Genomic DNA, 18,242 nt, shown 5'->3' on the forward strand with positions numbered 1-18,242 from the left:
CGCGCGACCATACTGTCCGCATGCGGAACGGGCCGGCGTCGGGGCGTTCCGCCGCCGCGCCCGTCGACGCGCCGCGTGCGGCGGGCTCCCGGGCCACCGTCCGCGGACGCCTGATGACGGCGGTGGTGGCGCTGACGGCCGCCGCCATGACCGTCTCCGGCGTGACCGGACTGGCCCTGCAGCTGCGGGCGACGGACGCCCGCATCGACGACTCGCTCGAGCGCGCGGTCAGCGCGGTACGCACGAGCCAGGCCGAGGGCGAGGCGCAGGCCGACGACACCCGCGCCCCGTGGTCGTCCGTCCGGGACCTGCTGCGCCGAGCCGTCGAGGCACGTGTCCCCGCCGAGCACGAGGGGATGCTCTCGCTGGTGGACGGCGCGTTCGACCTGCGCCCGGCGGACGAGACGGGGGCGATCCGTCTCGACACCGACGAGGAGCTCATGGCGTGGCTCGCGGCCCTGCCGGCCGACGACCCGCTCGCGGGCCACCCCCGCACGGTCCGCACGTCGGTCACCGAGTACCGGCTGGTGACCGTGCCGGTCGGCGTCGAGGCCGACCCGGGCGTCGCGGGCATGTTCGTCGTGGCGTCCGACCGGACCGCGCAGAACGCGGACGTGTGGCGCATCTTCCTCACGTACTCCGTGGTCGGTCTGGTGGCGCTCGCCGTCACCTCGCTCGTCGCGTGGTTCGTCGTCGGGCGCATGCTGCGTCCGGTGCGGGTGCTGCGGGACACCGTCCGGCGCGTCACCGAGTCCGACCTGTCGGAGCGCATCGAGCTCACCGGCAAGGACGACCTGACGGACCTCGCCGCCTCGGTGAACTCGATGCTCGAGCGCCTGGAGCGCGCCTTCGGCTCGCAGCGCGAGCTGCTCGACGACGTGGGCCACGAGCTGCGGACACCCCTGACGATCGTGCGCGGGCACCTCGAGCTGCTGGACCCGGCCGACGTGGACGACGTGCGCGGGACGCAGGCCCTCGCGCTGGACGAGCTCGACCGCATGCAGCGGCTCGTCGACGACCTCGTCACGCTGGCGACCGCCGACCGGCCCGACTTCGTGCGCCGGGCTCCGGTGGACCTCGGGCGCCTGACCGACGACGTGCACGAGAAGGCCCGCGGGCTGGGCGAGCGCCGGTTCGTCGTCGTCGCGCGCGCCGACGTCGTGGTCGCCGTCGACGCCCAGCGCATCACCCAGGCCTGGCTGCAGCTGCTGGCCAACGCCGTGCGCTTCTCGGCACCCGGCTCCACAGTGCGACTCGGCAGCGAGGTGTCCGGGGGCCGCCTGCTGGTCTGGGTGCGCGACGAGGGGCCGGGCGTCCCCCCCGAGGAGGAGGCGCGGATCTTCGAGCGCTTCCACCGCGGGCAGGCCGACCGCGTCCAGCACGGCGCGGGCCTCGGTCTGCCGATCGTCGCGGCCATCGCCGCGGCGCACGGCGGGCGCGTCCTGCTGGAGCACCCCCCTCCCGGCGCCGGTCCCGGCGTCGGTGTCGTCCTCGACCTGCCTGCCGTCGGCCTCGTCGACGGCGAGGCCGAGTCCCTCGAGCTCGTGGAGCCGCACAGATGACACACATCCTGATCGCCGAGGACGAGGAGCGCATCGCCGCGTTCGTCGCCAAGGGCCTGCGCGCCCACGGGTACGAGGCGACCGCCGTCGTCACCGGCGAGGAGGCCCTCGAGCACGTCGAGGCCGGCGGCGTCGACCTGCTCGTGCTCGACCTCGGGCTGGGCGACATGGACGGCTTCGAGGTGCTGCGCTACCTGCGCGCCGAGCGCTACACGCTGCCGGTCATCGTCCTGACCGCCCGGTCCTCGGTCACGGACACCGTCACCGGGCTGGAGTCCGGTGCCGACGACTACATGGCCAAGCCGTTCCGGTTCGAGGAGCTGCTCGCCCGCGTCCGGCTGCGGCTGCGCAGCCAGCCCTCGGCCGCGTCACGCGGCAACGTGCTCGCCCACGGGCGGCTGCAGCTCGACCTGCGGACCCGTCGCATGAGGGTCGACGAGACCGAGGTGGACCTGTCCGCGCGGGAGTTCGCCCTCGCGGAGACGTTCATGCGGAACCCGGGTGACGTGCTCACGCGCGAGCGGCTGCTGTCCGAGGTCTGGGGGTACGACTTCGACCCCGGTTCCAACGTCGTCGACGTGTACGTGCGGTACCTGCGGCGCAAGCTCGGCGCCGAGCACTTCGACACGATCCGCGGCGTCGGGTACCGCCTCGTGGACGCCCCCGCCTGACCGGTGCCGACGCACCGCGCCTGGCACACTGGGACCGATGCGTGACCTGAGCCTGCTCCCCAAGTCGCACCTGCACCTGCACTTCACAGGCTCGATGCGTGTCGCGACGCTCGCCGAGCTGGCGGAGCGCCACCGCATCCGCCTCCCGCAGGTGCTGCTCGACGCGGACCCCCTGCGGGTGCCCGCCGGCGAGCGCGGCTGGTTCCGGTTCCAGCGCCTGTACGACGCGGCTCGGGCGTGCGTGCGGTCCGAGGCCGACATGCGCCGCATCGTCGCGGAGGCCGCCGCCGACGACGCCGCAGAGGGGTCGGGACGCCTCGAGATCCAGGTCGACCCGACGTCGTACGCGCCGTTCGTCGGCGGCCTGACGCCGGCGCTGGAGATCGTCCTGGACGAGGCGCGCGCCGCACAGGCCGCGACGGGCGTCGAGGTCGGCGTGGTCGTCGCGGCGTCCCGCATGCGGCACCCGCTCGAGGCGCGCACGCTCGCGCGGCTCGCGGCGCGGCACGCCGGCGACGGGCCCGGCCAGGTCATCGGGTTCGGCCTGTCGAACGACGAGCGCCGGGGCACGACCGCGGACTTCGCCGGGGCCTTCCGCATCGCCCACCGCGCCGGGCTGCTCAGCGTGCCGCACGGCGGCGAGCTGCTGGGGCCCGCGCACGTCGAGGAGGTGCTCGAGCACCTGCACCCCGACCGCCTGGGCCACGGGGTGCGCAGCGGGGAGGACCCGCGGGTGCTCGCGCGCGTCCTGGAGGACGAGGTCGCGCTGGAGGTCTGCCCGTCGTCGAACGTGTCGCTCGGCGTCTACCCGACGGCCGCGGACGTGCCGCTGCGGACACTGGTCGACGCCGGCGCGCGGGTCGCGCTCGGGGCCGACGACCCGCTGCTGTTCCGGGCGCGGCTCGTCGACCAGTACCGGGTCGCGCGTGAGGAGCACGGGTTCACGGACGCCGAGCTCGCGGACCTGGCGCGCGCGTCGATCACCGCGAGCGCGGCGTCCCCCACCACGCGCGCGCGGCTCCTCGCGGGCGTGGACGCGTGGCTGGCCACGGAGCCGGCCGCGGGCTGAGCGCGGGCGGGCTCACAGCGTGGCGCCCACCAGCACCGGCTCGGGCTCGAGGACGACGCCGAACCTGTCGCGCACACCGTCGCGCACCGCACGCGCCAGGGCGAGCACGTCGTCCGCGCACGCGTCGCCCCGGTTGGTGACCGCGAGGGTGTGCTTGGTCGACAGGGTCGCCGGGCCGGGCGCGCCGTACCCCCGGCCGAAGCCGGCGTGCTCGATGAGCCACGCGGCACTCGTCTTGACCGTGTCGTCCGGCATGGGCCAGCGGGGGGCGTCGGGGGGCAGGGCGTCGGCGGCCGCGGCGGGGACGACGGGGTTGGTGAAGAACGACCCGGCGCTCCAGGTGTCGTGGTCGCCGGCGTCGAGCACCATGCCCTTGCGGGCGCGCAGCGCGAGGACCGCGGCGCGCACGTCCGCGAGGGGGGCGCGCTCCCCGACGGCGACGTCGAGCGCGCGCGCGAGCTCCGGGTACGCGACGGGTGCGGACAGCGACCCCTGCTTCACCTGGAACGTCACGTCGAGCACGACGTACCGGGGCGTCGGCCCCCAGGGCGCCCGCGGGTCGGACGGGTCGGGGCGCATCGACCGCTTGAGCACCGACGTGCGGTAGCCGAAGCCGAGCGACACGTACGGCAGCGTGCGCACGCGTCCGCGTCCGCGGTCCCACACCCGCACCTGCGCGACGGTCTGCGCGACCTCCTGGCCGTACGCGCCGACGTTCTGCACGGGCGTCGCACCGGTCGAGCCGGGGATGCCGGACAGCGCCTCGACGCCGACGAGCTCGTGCTGCACCGCGTAGGCGACGACGTCGTCCCACACGGTCCCCGCCGGCACGGTCAGCGTGACGCCCGCGCACGCCGACGCGTCGGGCACCTCGACGCCGCCGCGCACGTCACGCACGACCACGCCGGGGAAGCCGGCGTCGGCGGCCAGCACGTTGGAGCCGCCACCGAGGACGAGCACCGGCTCGTCCGCCGCGTCCGCAGCGCGGACGGCCTCGACCAGCTCCGCCTCGGACGTCGCCTCGACGTAGCGCGCGACGGGGCCGCCGACGCGCAGCGTCGTGAGGTCCGCGAGCGTCGGTGTGCCGGTGTGCGTCGGGACCGCCGGCTGCGCCGGCTCGGGGGCCGGGCCGGGCAGGGCGCAGGTGTCGAGCTCCACGCGCCCAGGCTAGACCGCGCGACGGGCGGCGTCGTCGTCGGGTGCGGCACCCTGCGCCAGGGGCCGCGCGGCGCCGGTGACGAGCAGGCCGAGGGCGACGGGCACGAGGATCGCCAGCAGCGCCGGCCGGTAGCCGACGTGCTGCGCGAGCAGCCCGAGGAGCGGCGGGCCCGCGAGGAACGCGGAGTACCCGATCGTGGAGACCACCGCGACGCGCTGCGCGGCCCGCAGCGGGTCGTCGGCCGCGGCGCTCATGCCGACGGGGAAGCCCAGCGCGGCGCCGGCACCCCACACGACGACCCCGACCAGTGCCAGCCACAGCTGGTCCGCCAGGCCGAACACGAGCAGGCCGACGCCGGCCAGCCCGGCGCACAGGCGGAGCACGGCGACCCGGCCGAACCGGTCGAGCAGCGGCGTCCCGAACAGCCGCATCGCGGTCATCGCGGTGACGAACAGGCCGAAGGCCACCGCCCCGGTCACGTGGGCCGTGCCGAAGCCGTCGACGACCGCCAGGCTCACCCAGTCGTTGGCGGCGCCCTCGGTCAGCGCGGCGGCGAGCGCGACCAGGCCGATGAGCAGGGTCCGCGGCTCGAGCCAGGCGCCCACCGCCGCGCGCGCACCCCGCGGCGCGGCGGGCGTCCCGGGAGCCCCGTCGGGGCGCGGGGCGGTGGGGACCGGACCGGCGAGGAACGCGCGCACGGCCACGGCGACGCCGACGGACGACAGCGCCACGACGACCGGCAGGTGCACCTGCACCGGCACGTGCCACCACGCCGCGACGGCGGCGACGCCCGCAGCGGCCATCGTGCCGAACGAGAAGCCGGCGTGGAACCGGGGCATCACGGTGCGTCCCAGGCGCTGCTCGACGACCGCGCCCTCGAGGTTCATCGCGGCGTCCCAGACGCCCGTGCCGATCCCCGCGAGCACGAGTCCCGCACCGACGAGCACGGCCTCGCCGAGCATCACGCCGACCGAGACGACGCCGTAGCCGACCGCGTTGAGCAGCGCGAAGCCGAGGACCGTGCGCCGCGCGCCCAGCCGCTCGACGACGATGCCGGACAGCGGCAGCGCGAACAGCGACCCGAACGCCCCGACCAGGAGCAGCACGCCCATGCGCTCCGGGCTGAGCCCCAGCGCGTCGCGGACGGCGGGCAGCCGCGCGGCCCAGGACGCGAAGTTGACGCCCGAGAGCAGGAAGACGGTGAAGACGGCCGCCGACGCGAGCCGCACCTCGCGCGGAGCGGGTGCACGTCGGACGTCGTCCACGCGGCTCATCGTGCCGCACCCCGCACCGGGGGTCGACCGGCTGCGCGGCGTGCCCGCCGGCGCCCGCCGGGCAGCACGTGGTGGCGCCGGGAGCGCACGAGGCCCTCGAGATCGCCGTCCGCGGGTGCGGCTGCCTGCCGGCCGGCGGGTGCGGCAGGGGCGTCGGCCGGCCGGGCCGGCGCCCCGCCGGGAGCCGTGGCGTCGCGCGCGACCGCCGGCGCCACGACGACGCTCAGGACCATCGCGACGACGATGAGCGTGAGCGCGTGCCGGGCCCCGACCGACTCCGCCGCCAGGCCCAGCACGGGCGGTGCGACGAGCGACGCCATCGACGCGAACGCGGAGACGACCGCGACGCGTCCGGCCGCGCGCACGGGGTCGTCCGACGCCGCGGCGATCCCGATCGGGACGGCCAGCGCGGCGCCGACGCCCCACAGCACGACGCCGGCGGCGGCGAGCGCGAACGTCGGGGCGAAGCCGAACAGCAGGAGGCCCACGACCGAGGAGGCCCCGGACGCGCGCAGCACCGCGACGCGCCCGTAGCGGTCCAGCAGGCGCGTGCCGAGCAGCCGCACGGCCGTCATCGAGGCGACGAACAGGCCGAGCGCGGCGCCGCCGACCGCCTCGCTGGTCCCGAAGCCGTCCACGACGGCGAGCGACAGCCAGTTGTTCGCGGCGCCCTCCGAGAACGCCGCCGCCAGGACGACGACACCGACCAGCAGCGTGCGCCTCTCGCGCCAGGCCCCGAGCGCGGCGCCGACGCGGCGGACCCCGCGACGCGCCCGCGACGCGGTGGCGTCCGCCGGCAGGGGGCGCCCGACGGACCGCTCCGCCGTCTCGGCCGCGGACGCCGGCAGGACGACGCGGGGCAGCGACGCGAGCCGCCACACCACCATGAGGGCCGCCGTGGCCGGCAGCTGCACGGCCACGGGCACGCCGCCGGCGGAGGCGAGGGCACCGAGGCCGGAGCCCACGACCGCCCCGACCGAGAACGCCGCGTGGAACTGCGGGATCACCGTGCGGCCCAGCGCCCGCTCGACGCGCGCGGACTCGACGTTGATCGCGACGTTCCCGAGCGCCACGGCCACGCCGTTGAGGAAGATGCCGGCGGCGAGCAGGGCGACCGAGCCGACCGTCGGGCCGGTGCCGAGCAGCACGAGCGCAGCGGCGAGCACGAACGTCGAGACCAGCAGCACGCGACGGCTGCCCCACCGCTCCAGGAGCATGCCGGAGGTGGTGACGGTGAGCAGCGAGCCGACCGAGCCCACCAGCAGCAGCAGGCCGAGGTCGGCCGTGCCGAGGTCCAGGAGGTCCCGCACCGTGGGCAGGCGGGCGAGCCAGCTCGCGAACGTGATCCCGGCCAGGGTGAACAGGCCGGTGAGCAGCAGGCGCGCGCGGACGACGGCGGGCGGGTCGGGACGGGTCACAACGAGGCTCCGGTGGGGCGGGTGGGGCGGGGCGGGTGCGTTCACCGCCACGGATCGAATCGATTCGAGTTGCGCGCAGGCGTCATCGAATCGATTTGATGGGATCTGCCAATTCTGCGGGTACGCTGACCGCGACGTCAATCAGCGCGCGACGTCACACGCGTCACACGCCCTGACCGGCCCCGGAGGTCTCCCTGTCCGCGCAGCGCACCACCCTGGCCGACGTCGCGGCGAGCGCCGGCGTCTCGGTCTCGACCGCGTCCCTGGCCTTCTCCGGCTCCGGCCCCATCGCGGACACCACCCGCGCGCGCGTGCTCGACGCCGCACGGGCCCTCGGGTACGCCGGCCCCAACCCGCTCGGCCGCCAGCTGCGCCGGGGGCGGTCCGGGATCGTCGGCGTCATCATGGGCGACGCCCTGCGGCGCGCGTTCCGCGACCCCGTGGCCGTGCAGGTCCTCGACGGCCTCACCGCGACGCTCGGCCCGCTGGGCCTGGGCGTCCTGCTGATCCCGGGGCCCGACGACGCGTCGCAGCCCGCCGTCGACCCGCTGCTGGAGTCGGCCGCGATGGACGTCGCGGTGCAGATGTGGGGCGGCACGACGGACGACCCCGTGCTCGAGACGCTGCGCCGGCGCGGCACCCCCGCCGTCCTCGTCGAGGGCACGCCGCAGCCCGACGTCGCGGCCGTCGGCATCGACGACCACGGCGGCATGACCGAGCTCACGCGGCACCTGCTCGACCTCGGGCACACCCGCATCGCGACGGTCACCCTGCCGTTCGACCGCGAGCGGACGGAGGGCCCGGCCGACGAGGCCCGGCTCGCGCACATCACGTGGGAGATCAGCCGCCGCCGCCTCGCCGGGCTCACCGACGCCGGGGTCACGCCCACCGTCGTGTACGAGACGCCCGCCTCGCTCGTCGAGCACGGGGCGTCCGCCGGACGGGCGCTGCTGTCCGCCGCGGACCGCCCGACGGCGATCGTCTGCCAGTCCGACCTGCTGGCGTCCGGGGTGGTGCTCGCCGCGCGCGAGCTCGGCCTGCGGATCCCCCAGGACGTCTCGATCGCCGGGTTCGACGGCCTGGACCTGCCGTGGCTCGCGCCCGACGTGCTCACCAGCGTCGCCCAGCCGCTGGCCGAGAAGGGCGCCGCGATCGGCGAGGCCGTGGCCGAGCTGCTCGCGGGCCGCGCCCCCGAGCCGCGCGTACTGCCGGTCGCGCTGCGCGTGGGGACGACGACGGGGCCCGTCCCGCAGCAGGGGTGACGCCGCGGCCGCGAAGCCCGCCTCAGACGAGACGGACGACCGCCTGGGCCTTGCCGAGCACCCGCACGCCGTCGACGGCGACCGCCAGGTCGACGCGCACGGTCCCGGCCTCGGCGTCCATCGCACCGACCGTGGCGACGACCTCGACGAACGCCTCACCCGGGTCCGGCACGGGCACGGGGCGCGTGAACCGCGTCCGGTAGTCGACGACCCGGCCGGGGTCCCCCGCCCAGTCCACGACGACCGCGATGGCCGCACCCATGGTCCACATGCCGTGGGCGATGACACCCGGCAGGCCGACCGACGTCGCGACGCGGTCGTTCCAGTGGATCGGGTTGAAGTCGCCGGACGCACCGGCGTAGCGCACGAGCCGCGCGCGGTCGACACCGATGGTCCGGCGGGCGACCTCCTGGCCGACCGCGAGGTCGGCCACCACGGGGCGGAGGCCGGCGGTCACGAGGCGTCCTCGGGCCGCACCGCGAGCGTGGAGACGACGGTGGCGACCGGCGCCCCGTCCTCGTCCGCGACCTCGCAGCGCGTCGTCACCATGGCGAGACCCGCGCGCACCGTGACGGCGTCGACGTGCAGCGCCGCGCGCAGCCGGTCGCCCGCGTGGATGGGGCGGTGGTGCGTGAACCGCTCGTCGGCGTGCACCACGCGGCTGAAGTCGATGCCCGCGGCCGGGTCCTCGACGTACTGCGCCTCGGTCCGCTGCGCGATCACCACGGCGAAGGTGGGCGGCGCGACGACGTCGGGATGCCCCAGGGCGCGGGCCGCCTCGACGTCGGTGTGGGCGGGGTGCGTGGCACCCGTCGCCTCGGCGAACTCCCGCAGCTTCTCGCGGGAGACCACATACACGTCGCCGGGCGGGTAGACCCGCCCGGCGAAGGTGATGTCGACCGGCACGTCAGCGGGTCGGTCGGTTGCCGCGGCCCGCGTCAGCGGGTCTCGCGGTGCACCGTGTGCTTGTTGTCCCGCGGGCAGAACTTCTTCATCTCGAGCCGGTCGGGGTTGTTCCGACGGTTCTTCTTGGTGATGTAGTTCCGCTCCTTGCACTCCGTGCAGGCGAGCGTGATCTTGGGGCGGACGTCCGCGCTCTTGCTGGCCATGTTGTGTCACCTCTCGCGCCCCGCGGGGGCTGCGTTCTTCTCCTGGCGCGCGCCGGCCGACGCGCGCTGCTGCGACGGATGTATCGCCGGACGTGGTAGCGGGAGCGGGATTCGAACCCGCGACACCACGATTATGAGCCGTGTGCTCTAACCACCTGAGCTATCCCGCCACAGCGGTCGTGTCCCGGGCCGACCGTCCGAGGACGACCGGCCCGTGACATACCACAGAGCCCCGAAAGGGAATCGAACCCTTGACCTTCTCCTTACCATGGAGACGCTCTGCCGACTGAGCTATCGGGGCAGCGCGGACCAGAGTACACGCGCAGCGGGGTCGTCGTGAAATCGGCTCCGCAACCCCTCCCTGCGCGTGCTCGGCACGGCTCCGCAAGGCCCTGCCGAAGCGTTTCAGTTCGTCGCGGCGGCAGGCGTCGCGTGCCACGATCCGGCGCATGCGCACCCGTCACCGTCACCGCCGCGCGGCCGCCGCCGCGGCCCTGTCGATCCTCGTCCTGCTGCCCGCCGCCTGCACGGCCGGCGACGAGGGCGTGGACCCCTCGGCCGCGGACTGGCCCACCGCCGTCGCCCCCGCCGACGCCGACGGCGAGCTCTGGGTCGTGTGGACGGCCGTCGCCGAGGGGACGGACGACCCCGCCCTGGCCACCGAGGTCGACCGGCTCGGGAAGCTGGGCTACGAGGTCGAGCCGGCGTCCGCGGGCTGCCAGGAGGGCGCGCAGGAGGTCCTCGCCGGCCTCACCGGCTTCGCCGAGCCCACCGGCGTCGGCGTGGCGTTCGCCTCCGAGGAGGACGCGGGCGTCTTCGACACGCGCGACGAGGGCACGACCGTCTCGGTGACGACGGGCACCTGGACCTGCTGACCCGCTCCCCCGGCCCGGGGGACGACGAAGGGGGCGTCCTCTGTCGAGGACGCCCCCTCCGGTACGTGGCGGGTGAGGGATTCGAACCCCCGTAGGCGTTGCCAGCTGATTTACAGTCAGCCCCCTTTGGCCACTCGGGTAACCCGCCAGGGGTGCACTCCCACGTCGACCCGACGACCCGGGGGCCGACGCGTCCGCGTGAGCGGCGTGCGGATGGAAGGATAGCAAGTCCGAGAGGGGGCTCGTGCACACCGGCCCGCCGCGGCCGTCGGACACCCGTCCGCCGCACGCGGCAGGCGGCCCCGCGCACCCCTCGCCCGACGGACCGCAGTGGCACCTCGCAGGTGCCGGGAGGGAGCATCATGGCGAGCGAGTCGTCGTTCGACGTGGTCAGCAAGGTCGACCGCCAGGAGGTCGACAACGCCCTGAACCAGGCCGCGAAGGAGATCGCGCAGCGCTACGACTTCAAGGGCGTCGGCGCGTCCATCGCGTGGAGCGGCGAGAACATCCTCATGGTCGCCAACTCCCCCGAGCGCGTCCTCGCGGTGCTCGACGTGTTCCAGACCAAGCTGATCAAGCGCGGCATCTCCCTGAAGTCCCTGGACACCGGCGAGAACGAGCCGCAGCCGTCGGGCAAGGAGTACCGCCTGGCCGGGTCGATCAAGGAGGGCCTGAGCACCGAGGTGGCCAAGAAGCTCGCCAAGATCGTGCGCGACGAGGGCCCCAAGGGCGTCAAGACGCAGATCCAGGGCGACGAGCTGCGCGTGACCGCCAAGAGCCGCGACGACCTGCAGGCCGTGATCGCGCTGCTCAAGGGCGCCGACGTCGACGCGGCGCTGCAGTTCGTCAACTACCGCTAGGCCACCACCGGACGCCCGACGGGCCGGCAGCGGCCCGTCGGGCCGCTCCGGCCGGTCGGGCCCGCGCCGGCCCGTCGAGGACGCGTCAGTAGCGGGTGACCCCGCCGCCGGCCATCGCCTCGAGCCGCGCGATGCGGTCCGTCATCGGCGGGTGCGTCGCGAACAGCCGGCCCATGCCGCCGCCGCGGAACGGGTTGGCGATCATCAGGTGCGACACGTCGACCAGCTCGCGGTCCTGCGGCAGCGGGCGGGCGTTCGCCCCGGCCTCGAGCTTGCGGAGCGCCGACGCCAGCGCCAGCGGGTCACCGGTGAGCCGCGCACCGTCCTCGTCCGCGTCGTACTCGCGCGTGCGGGAGATCGCGAGCTGCACCATCGTCGCGGCGAGCGGCGCCAGGAAGACCATCAGCAGGGCCGCGATCGGGTTGCCGCCCTCACGACGGTCGCCGCCGCCGAAGAACATCGCGAACTGCGCGAGCGAGGTGATCACACCCGCGACCGCGGCCGCGACCGACGACGTGAGGATGTCGCGGTTGTAGACGTGCATCAGCTCGTGCCCGAGCACACCGCGCAGCTCGCGCTCGTCGAGGATCGCGAGGATCCCCTCCGTGCAGCACACCGCGGCGTTCTTGGGGTCGCGCCCCGTCGCGAACGCGTTGGGTGCCATCGTCGGCGACACGTACAGGCGCGGCATCGGCTGGCGGGCGGCGGTCGAGAGCTCGCGGACGATGCGGTACATCGTGGGCTGCTCGATCTCGCTCACCGGTCGCGCGCGCATCGCGCGGATGGCGATCTTGTCCGAGTTCCAGTAGCTGTAGCCGGTCATCGCGACGCCCAGCCCTGCGAACAGCCACAGGTACCGCGCCCCGCCGATCAGCCACCCGATCCCGAGCAGCACCGCCCACATCGCGCCGAACAGCGCCGCCGTCTTCAACCCGTTGTAGTGCCGATGGCCCATCTGTGTCCTCGTCCTCCCCGCAGCCGATGATCCGGCCCTTCATCTGGCGTCAACGCCGGACGACGCGTGGACGTTCCCGCACGTGGGGCGACGGGTGACCGGCGCCGGGGAACGCGCCGCACGGACGGTCGCCGGCACGCGTGAGGCCCCGGACGGCCGACTGCCGTCCGGGGCCCCACGTCGGCCTCAGTCCTGCGGGAGGTCGCGCCCCAGCGCGACGGCGACCATGTGCTCGCGCGGGACGAGCTTGACGCGCTCGCGCCCGTGCGGCTCGCCCAGCGACCGCTCGTAGGCGTCGAGCAGCTCCCAGCCCGCCCACTCGATGGTGTCGACGCCGCGCTGCGCGAGGAAGTCGAGGACGGCCTGCGGCTCGCGCTCGGTCGCCGTGTAGAAGGCGTCACCGGCCGCCGCGACGTCCTCCCCGAGGTGGCGGACCGTCTCGGACGCGTCGGACTTGGTGTGACCGATGAGGCCGACGGGGCCGCGCTTGATCCACCCGGTCGCGTACACGCCCGGCAGGTGCTCGCCGTCGACGTCGATGACGCGTCCCTCGCGGTTCGGGATGACACCGGCCACGTCGTCGAACGGGATGTCCACCAGCGGGGACCCGAAGTACCCGACCGCCCGGTACACGGCCTGGACCGGCCAGTCGAACGTCTGGCCGGTGCCCGTGACGTTCCCGTCGCCGTTGAACGCCGTCCGCTCGGTGCGCAGGCCGACGACCTTGCCGTCCTCCCCCAGCACCTCGACCGGCTTGTGCAGGAAGTGCAGGTGGATGCGACGCGAGGCCGTCAGGTCCTCGGGCTCCTTGAGCGTCCAGTCCGTCAGGGTCTTGACGACCTGCTTGGTCTGGTTGCTCGAGTGGATCGCGGCCATCGACCCCTCGTCGAACTCGAAGTCCTCGGGGTAGACGATCGTGTCGACGTCGGGCACGTGACCCAGCTCGCGCAGCTCGAGAGGCGAGAACTTCGCCTGCGCCGGACCGCGCCGCGCGAAGACGTGGACGTCGGTGACGGGGTTCGCCTTGAGGATGTCGTAGACGTTGCCGGGGACCTCGGTGGGCAGCAGGTCGTCGGCGTGCTTGGCGAGGATGCGCGCCACGTCGAGCGCGACGTTGCCCGCCCCGATGACCGCGACCTGCGTCGCGTCCAGCGGCCACGTGCGCGGCACGTCGGGGTGTCCGTCGTACCACGACACGAAGTCCGCGGCGCCGTAGGACCCGTCGAGGTCGACGCCCGGGATCGGCAGCGCCGCGTCCCGGATCGAGCCGGTCGAGAAGATCACCGCGTCGTAGAAGGTCCGCAGGTCGTCGAGCTTGAGGTCCGTGCCGTAGTCGACGTTCGCGAGCAGGCGGATGTCCCCGCGCTCGAGGACCTTGTGGAGCGCGACGATGATCTGCTTGATGCGCGGGTGGTCGGGGGCGACCCCGTAGCGCACGAGGCCGAAGGGCGCCGGCAGCCGCTCGAAGAGGTCGATGCTGACGTCGAGGCCGGTCTTCGACAAGATGTCTGCCGCGTAGATGCCGGCCGGACCGGCGCCGACGATCGCGACGCGCAGGGTCGGGGTGCTCACGGGACCTGGTTGCCTTCCGGTGTGGGGAGCGCTCGCACGACGGGGCGTCGTGACGGGCGTCGTGACGGGCCCGGGGGCCGCGCGCCTCGCCGTCGGTGCGAGTGCAGTGCGGCGCCAAGTCTAGGACGTGACCGCCGCGGCGCTCGACGTCCACTCCACGATACGGACATCCCATCATCCGGACGCCTGCGGGGCCCGCCGCGACGCCTAGAGTCACGGGGTGCCCGCACCCGCCCCCACCACCCCCGGCCACCGCGCCGGGCTCGCCGCCGGGCTCGCCGCGTACGCGCTGTGGGGCGCGCTCCCCCTGTACTTCCCGCTGCTGGCGCCGTCCGGCCCGGTCGAGATCATCGCCCACCGCGTCGTGTGGTCGCTGCTCTTCTGCCTGCTCCTGCTGGCCGTCACGCGGACCTGGGGAGCGTTCGTGACCATCCTGCGGGACCACGCCCTGCTCGCCCGCCTGACGCTGGCGGCCGTGCTGCTGGCCGTCAACTGGCTCGTGTTCGTCCACGGCGTGACGACCGGCCACGTCGTGGACGCCGCGCTCGGGTACTTCATCAACCCGCTCGTGACGATCGGGCTGGCGGTGCTCGTCCTCGGGGAGCGGCTGCGGGCCGTGCAGTGGGTCGCGGTCGGCTGCGGCGCGCTCGCGGTCGTCGTGCTCACCGTCGGCTACGGCAGGCTGCCGTGGATCGCGCTCGTCCTCGCCGGGAGCTTCGGCACCTACGGGCTCATCAAGAGCCGGGTCGGGCCGCGCGTCACCGCGCTGCCGGGCCTCGCGGCCGAGACGGCCGTCCTGGCGCCCGTGGCCCTGGGCTACCTGGTCTGGCTCCACCTGGCGGGCGTCGGCACCCTGGAGCTCGACTGGCACGGCCTGGCGCTCGTCGGCACGGGCGTGCTCACCGCCGTCCCGCTGCTGCTGTTCAACTCCGCCGCGCGACGGCTCCCGCTGTCGACCGTCGGGCTGCTGCAGTACCTCGCCCCCGTGCTGCAGCTCGCGATCGGCGTGCTCGTCGCCGGCGAACGCATGCCGCCCGCCCGCTGGTGGGGGTTCGGGCTCGTCTGGCTCGCCCTGGCCGTGCTCACGGTCGACGGGCTGCGGCACTCGCGCCGCCCCCACCCCCGGGACGACGCGGCGGACGCCTGACGCCGCCGGGAGCCGCCCCGGTCAGTCGTCCTCGACGCGCGCCTCACGGTCGCCCAGCCGCACGACCCAGCCGGCACCGACCACCGCACGTGCTCCCGCCGGCAGGACCCGCCCGGCCCCCGAGGGGTCGACCACGACCGTGCCGTTGGTCGACCCACGGTCCATCACCCAGATCGCCGCCTCCTCGTCGGTCGTCGCGCCCTGCGGCCCGAACTCGACGTGCACGCGCGACAGGGACCGCGCGGCGTCGCTCAGCACGACCACGTGGAGGATGTCCTGCCCGTCCTCGGCCCGCGGTCCACGGCCCACCAGACCGCGGCCGACGACGCGGACGCGCTCGCCCGTGTCGAAGTGCAGCGCGAGCGTCCCGGACCGCCGGCGCAGCGACTCGGGGTCCCGGACGCGCGTGTGCTCCAGGTCGTCCAGGTCCTCGCCCGCCGACGCGGGCACCTCGACCGGTGCGACGCCCGCTCCCGCCGCGCGCGCCGCGCCGCGCGTGCGACGCGTGGCCTCGGGCGGTCCGGGCAGCAGGTCCGCCGCCGGCGTGCTGACGGCGACGAGCGGCTCGGCACCCGTCGGCGCCTGCGGCAGCAGGTCGGGCACGGGAGGTGCGACCGCTGCCGGCTGCGCGGACGGCGGCGGCGGGAGGACGACGTCCAGCACCGGGGCCGGGACGGAGGACGGCTCGGACCCGCCACCCGCCGGTCCCGGCTGCGGGCCCGGCGGCGGGGTGGGCACCCCGGGTCCACGGACCGGCGTCCGCGACACCCCCGGTGCCCCTCGCGTCCGCCCGTCGCCCGTGCCGGTGCGCACCAGGGCGACGCCCAGCGTCGCACCGGACCGGCGCAGGGCCACGACCTGCGCGGCCACGAACAGCAGGACGAGCACTCCGGCGACGGCCGCCGCCGGGACGTCGACCAGGCCCGCCACGAGGAATCCCACCACGCCCACGACCGCGGCGGCCAGGACGTCGATCGCGTACCCGGCCACGCGCGAGCCCTCCACCGGCGCCGGCGCTGCCGCCCGACCCGACGAGGCCGTGCGAGGCGGCCTGGCCGCCTCGCGCACGGCGCGACCCGCCGCTGCCGCGTCGAACGCCGGGGCCGGTGCAGGCGGGCCGGACGCCGCGGCCGGGGCGGGCGCGCCGGACGCCGCGGTCGCGGCGGGCGCGCTCGGCGCCGCCGCGGGAGCGACCGGCGCCGGGAGGTCCCAGCGCGCAGCGACGGGCTCCTCGGGGGCCGCGGCAGGCCGTGCCGCGAGGCCGCCCACCCCGGCGGGCTCGTCGGCCGTCGCGTCGTCCTGTGCCGCTGCCGGGCGGGCGATCAAGGGGACCCGCGCCCCGCAGACGGCGCACGACTCGGCGCCGGGGCCGAGCGGCATGCCGCACGACGCGCAGCGTGGAGCCGAGGTGCGGGTGCTCACGGGCGGTCCTCCGGGGTCGGGTGAGCGGTCATCGTGCCACGCCGGAGCCGTCCGCGGCGGGGCGTGAGGGGGTGAGAGCCACGGCGTCCACGACGACCACCGTGACGTTGTCCTGGCCGCCCGCGGCCAGGGCCTCGCGCACCAGGCGGTCCGCTGCGGCGCGCGGGTGCCGCTCGGCGCGCAGCACCGCCTGGACGCGCGCGTCGGGCAGCACGTCCGTCAGTCCGTCCGAGCAGACGACCATGCGGTCGCCGGCACTCACCGGGAACATGCTCAGGTCGGGGTCGACGCGGGCCGCGCCGCCGCCCAGCACGCGGGTGACCACGTGCCGACGCGGGTGCCGCGCGGCGTCCTCGACCGCGACGAGCCCCTGCTCCACCAGCTCGGCGACCTCGGAGTGGTCACGCGTCAGCTGCTCGAGGACTCCGCCGACCATGCGGTAGGTGCGGGAGTCCCCGACGTTGAGGACGAGCCAGCACGCCACGCCCGCGTGGCGCGTGACCACCACGCCCGTGAGGGTCGTGCCCGGGCGACGCTCCCCGTGCGACGGCAGGTCACGCACCCGGCGGTGGGCCTCGCGCAGCACCCGCGTGACGTCGTCGAGACTGGGGTCCGTGCCGGCCAGGCCGCTCACCACCTCGACGACGAGCCGGGAGGCGACCTCACCGGCCTCGTGACCGCCCATGCCGTCGGCGACCACGAAGAGCCCGTCCGACGCCCACGCCGTGTCCTCGTTGGTGTCGCGGGCCGCCTGGTCCGTGGCGACGGCGGACCGCAGCCGGACGCCCGCCGCCACCGTCACCGCTCCCGGGTCACGACGCCCGGTCGACGAGCGCGTCGGCGAACGCGACGAGCGCGTCCTTCACCGGGCCCGACGGCAGCGGCTCGAGCTCCGTGACGGCCTGCCGTGCGAGGTCCACGGCACGCCGGCGCGTCAGCGAGACGACCTCGTGCTCGCGCAGCGCCGCGACCGCGGCGGCGAGGTCGGCGTCGTCCGAGAGGTCGGCATCCAGCAGCGCGAGGACGTCGCGGTCGGCCGGCCCGGCGGCGGTGGACGCCGCGCGCGAGCGCAGGAGCAGCGCGGGCATGGTCGGGACCCCCTCGCGCAGGTCGGTGCCCGGGGTCTTGCCCGTGACCTCGCCGTCGGACGTCAGGTCGATGACGTCGTCGGCGAGCTGGAACGCGACGCCGATCGTCTCGCCGAACTGCGTGACCGTGTGCACGACGTCGGGGCGGCAGCCGGCGAACATCGCCCCGAACCGGGCCGACGTCGCGATCAGGGAGGCCGTCTTGTCGGCCAGCACCTGCAGGTAGTGCGCGACCGGGTCCTCGTCGGGGCGGGGCCCGACGGTCTCGTGCAGCTGGCCCAGGCACAGCCGCTCGAACGTCTGCGCCTGGATCCGCACGGCCTCGGGGCCGAGACCGGAGACGATCGACGACGCCCGCGCGAACAGCAGGTCGCCGGTGAGGATGGCCACGGAGTTGCCCCACACCTCGTGCGCCGAGGGCGCCCCGCGGCGCAGCGGCGCGGAGTCCATCACGTCGTCGTGGTACAGCGTCGCGAGGTGCGTGAGCTCGACGACGGCCGCGGCGTCGACGACCTCGCGCCGGCCCCCGTCGCCCAGCTCGGCCGTCAGCAGGGCGAGCAGCGGACGCAGGCGCTTGCCACCGGCGTTGACGAGGTGGCTCGACGCGTCGTGCGCGATCGGGTCGGCGTACGTGACCGCGTCACGCAGGAGCTCCTCGACGAGGTCGAGGCGCCCCGTCAGGCGCTCGGCGAGCGCGGCGTCGTGGAGCGGGAGGGCGAGAGCGGTCGTCACGGCACGAACCTATCCGCACCACGGGCGGACGGCGGAACCGGGAGCGGGCGATGCCCGGACGATCCCG

18 protein-coding genes and 3 tRNA genes are annotated in these 18,242 nt (G+C 75.4%); 7 read left to right on the plus strand and 14 right to left on the minus strand.

Features of this window, described 5'->3' with window-relative positions:
• The first annotated feature begins 20 nt into the window (after positions 1-20).
• Genes NP075_RS13965 through NP075_RS13975 form a run of 3 tightly spaced genes read left to right on the plus strand, consistent with a single transcriptional unit; the run spans position 21 to position 3,302 of the window.
• Positions 21-1,562 carry a sensor histidine kinase gene (locus NP075_RS13965; RefSeq protein ID WP_227566618.1) on the plus strand — a complete coding sequence of 514 codons (1,542 nt, stop codon included), beginning with the start codon at positions 21-23 and terminating at the stop codon, positions 1,560-1,562.
• Complete coding sequence (locus tag NP075_RS13970) at positions 1,559-2,233, plus strand: response regulator transcription factor (protein WP_227566619.1); 675 nt, start codon at positions 1,559-1,561, stop codon at positions 2,231-2,233. Before NP075_RS13965 ends, NP075_RS13970 begins: the two co-directional genes overlap by 4 nt.
• Before the next feature lie 37 nt (positions 2,234-2,270).
• A complete protein-coding gene (locus NP075_RS13975) occupies positions 2,271-3,302 on the plus strand; it encodes an adenosine deaminase (protein WP_227566620.1) in 1,032 nt (343 codons plus the stop codon).
• A gap of 12 nt (positions 3,303-3,314) precedes the next feature.
• Here NP075_RS13975 and NP075_RS13980 read toward each other — a convergent pair whose 3' ends face one another.
• Genes NP075_RS13980 through NP075_RS13990 form a run of 3 tightly spaced genes read right to left on the minus strand, consistent with a single transcriptional unit; the run spans position 3,315 to position 7,153 of the window.
• On the minus strand, positions 3,315-4,460 hold the full coding sequence (locus NP075_RS13980) for a UDP-N-acetylmuramate dehydrogenase (protein ID WP_227566621.1): 1,146 nt from the start codon (positions 4,458-4,460) through the stop codon (positions 3,315-3,317).
• Between the two features lie 9 nt (positions 4,461-4,469).
• Complete coding sequence (locus NP075_RS13985) at positions 4,470-5,735, minus strand: MFS transporter (protein WP_227566622.1); 1,266 nt, start codon at positions 5,733-5,735, stop codon at positions 4,470-4,472.
• The gene (locus NP075_RS13990; protein ID WP_227566623.1) at positions 5,732-7,153 is read right to left on the minus strand and encodes an MFS transporter; all 1,422 of its coding nucleotides are present in this window, start codon (positions 7,151-7,153) and stop codon (positions 5,732-5,734) included. The genes NP075_RS13985 and NP075_RS13990 overlap by 4 nt, the downstream gene beginning before the upstream one ends.
• Before the next feature lie 194 nt (positions 7,154-7,347).
• Here NP075_RS13990 and NP075_RS13995 point away from each other — a divergent pair, with 194 nt between their 5' ends.
• Positions 7,348-8,415 carry a LacI family DNA-binding transcriptional regulator gene (locus tag NP075_RS13995; protein WP_227566632.1) on the plus strand — a complete coding sequence of 356 codons (1,068 nt, stop codon included), beginning with the start codon at positions 7,348-7,350 and terminating at the stop codon, positions 8,413-8,415.
• 22 nt (positions 8,416-8,437) lie between these two features.
• On the opposite strand, the gene NP075_RS14000 is transcribed toward NP075_RS13995, so the two are convergent.
• From NP075_RS14000 to NP075_RS14020, 5 genes are all read right to left on the minus strand, one after another.
• A complete protein-coding gene (locus NP075_RS14000) occupies positions 8,438-8,872 on the minus strand; it encodes a MaoC/PaaZ C-terminal domain-containing protein (protein WP_227566624.1) in 435 nt (144 codons plus the stop codon).
• Positions 8,869-9,321: an FAS1-like dehydratase domain-containing protein gene (locus tag NP075_RS14005; RefSeq protein WP_227566625.1), complete on the minus strand. Its 453-nt coding sequence runs from the start codon at positions 9,319-9,321 to the stop codon at positions 8,869-8,871. The genes NP075_RS14000 and NP075_RS14005 overlap by 4 nt, the downstream gene beginning before the upstream one ends.
• 32 nt (positions 9,322-9,353) lie before the next feature.
• Positions 9,354-9,524 carry a 50S ribosomal protein L33 gene (gene rpmG, locus NP075_RS14010; RefSeq protein ID WP_013117912.1) on the minus strand — a complete coding sequence of 57 codons (171 nt, stop codon included), beginning with the start codon at positions 9,522-9,524 and terminating at the stop codon, positions 9,354-9,356.
• 93 nt (positions 9,525-9,617) lie between these two features.
• A tRNA-Met gene (locus NP075_RS14015) sits at positions 9,618-9,694 on the minus strand.
• Positions 9,695-9,752: 58 nt separating this feature from the next.
• A tRNA-Thr gene (locus NP075_RS14020) sits at positions 9,753-9,825 on the minus strand.
• Positions 9,826-9,973: 148 nt separating this feature from the next.
• On the opposite strand from NP075_RS14020, the gene NP075_RS14025 reads away from it, so the two are divergent.
• Positions 9,974-10,399: a hypothetical protein gene (locus tag NP075_RS14025; protein WP_227566626.1), complete on the plus strand. Its 426-nt coding sequence runs from the start codon at positions 9,974-9,976 to the stop codon at positions 10,397-10,399.
• A gap of 66 nt (positions 10,400-10,465) precedes the next feature.
• Here NP075_RS14025 and NP075_RS14030 read toward each other — a convergent pair.
• Positions 10,466-10,547, minus strand: a tRNA-Tyr gene (locus NP075_RS14030).
• Between the two features lie 214 nt (positions 10,548-10,761).
• On the opposite strand from NP075_RS14030, the gene NP075_RS14035 reads away from it, so the two are divergent.
• Positions 10,762-11,259, plus strand: a complete 498-nt coding sequence (locus NP075_RS14035) for a YajQ family cyclic di-GMP-binding protein (RefSeq protein ID WP_227566627.1) — start codon at positions 10,762-10,764, stop codon at positions 11,257-11,259.
• A gap of 85 nt (positions 11,260-11,344) precedes the next feature.
• On the opposite strand, the gene htpX is transcribed toward NP075_RS14035, so the two are convergent.
• Entirely contained in the window at positions 11,345-12,214 is an 870-nt protein-coding gene (htpX, locus tag NP075_RS14040) for a zinc metalloprotease HtpX (RefSeq protein WP_227566628.1), read from the minus strand.
• Between the two features lie 186 nt (positions 12,215-12,400).
• The gene (locus NP075_RS14045) at positions 12,401-13,786 is read right to left on the minus strand and encodes an FAD-dependent oxidoreductase (RefSeq protein ID WP_227566629.1); all 1,386 of its coding nucleotides are present in this window, start codon (positions 13,784-13,786) and stop codon (positions 12,401-12,403) included.
• Positions 13,787-14,006: 220 nt separating this feature from the next.
• Between NP075_RS14045 and rarD the strand changes: the two genes are divergently transcribed.
• Positions 14,007-14,933, plus strand: coding sequence for an EamA family transporter RarD (rarD, locus tag NP075_RS14050; RefSeq protein ID WP_227566630.1), 927 nt, complete (start codon positions 14,007-14,009; stop codon positions 14,931-14,933).
• Positions 14,934-14,954: 21 nt separating this feature from the next.
• Here the strand turns inward: rarD and NP075_RS14055 are convergent, their stop codons facing one another.
• The 3 genes from NP075_RS14055 to NP075_RS14065 are packed head-to-tail and all read right to left on the minus strand — an operon-like array spanning position 14,955 to position 18,175.
• Entirely contained in the window at positions 14,955-16,355 is a 1,401-nt protein-coding gene (locus tag NP075_RS14055; protein WP_256791120.1) for an FHA domain-containing protein, read from the minus strand.
• 28 nt (positions 16,356-16,383) lie between these two features.
• Complete coding sequence (locus tag NP075_RS14060) at positions 16,384-17,151, minus strand: PP2C family protein-serine/threonine phosphatase (RefSeq protein WP_227565365.1); 768 nt, start codon at positions 17,149-17,151, stop codon at positions 16,384-16,386.
• A gap of 16 nt (positions 17,152-17,167) precedes the next feature.
• A complete protein-coding gene (locus tag NP075_RS14065; RefSeq protein WP_227565364.1) occupies positions 17,168-18,175 on the minus strand; it encodes a polyprenyl synthetase family protein in 1,008 nt (335 codons plus the stop codon).
• Between the last annotated feature and the right edge of the window lie 67 nt (positions 18,176-18,242).

Origin of the sequence: Cellulomonas wangsupingiae, from assembly GCF_024508275.1 — a bacterium.
In the GTDB taxonomy this organism is placed as follows: Bacteria; Actinomycetota; Actinomycetes; order Actinomycetales; family Cellulomonadaceae; genus Cellulomonas; species Cellulomonas wangsupingiae.

Bases quoted from the DNA above. Each gene is read 5' to 3' on its own strand.
- NP075_RS13965 (WP_227566618.1), top strand. From the start codon at position 21: ATGCGGAACGGGCCGGCGTCGGGGCGTTCCGCCGCCGCGCCCGTCGAC.
- htpX (WP_227566628.1), bottom strand. From the start codon at position 12,214: ATGGGCCATCGGCACTACAACGGGTTGAAGACGGCGGCGCTGTTCGGC.
- NP075_RS14025 (WP_227566626.1), top strand. From the start codon at position 9,974: ATGCGCACCCGTCACCGTCACCGCCGCGCGGCCGCCGCCGCGGCCCTG.
- NP075_RS13975 (WP_227566620.1), top strand. From the start codon at position 2,271: ATGCGTGACCTGAGCCTGCTCCCCAAGTCGCACCTGCACCTGCACTTC.
- rpmG (WP_013117912.1), bottom strand. From the start codon at position 9,524: ATGGCCAGCAAGAGCGCGGACGTCCGCCCCAAGATCACGCTCGCCTGC.
- NP075_RS13970 (WP_227566619.1), top strand. From the start codon at position 1,559: ATGACACACATCCTGATCGCCGAGGACGAGGAGCGCATCGCCGCGTTC.
- NP075_RS14035 (WP_227566627.1), top strand. From the start codon at position 10,762: ATGGCGAGCGAGTCGTCGTTCGACGTGGTCAGCAAGGTCGACCGCCAG.
- NP075_RS13985 (WP_227566622.1), bottom strand. From the start codon at position 5,735: ATGAGCCGCGTGGACGACGTCCGACGTGCACCCGCTCCGCGCGAGGTG.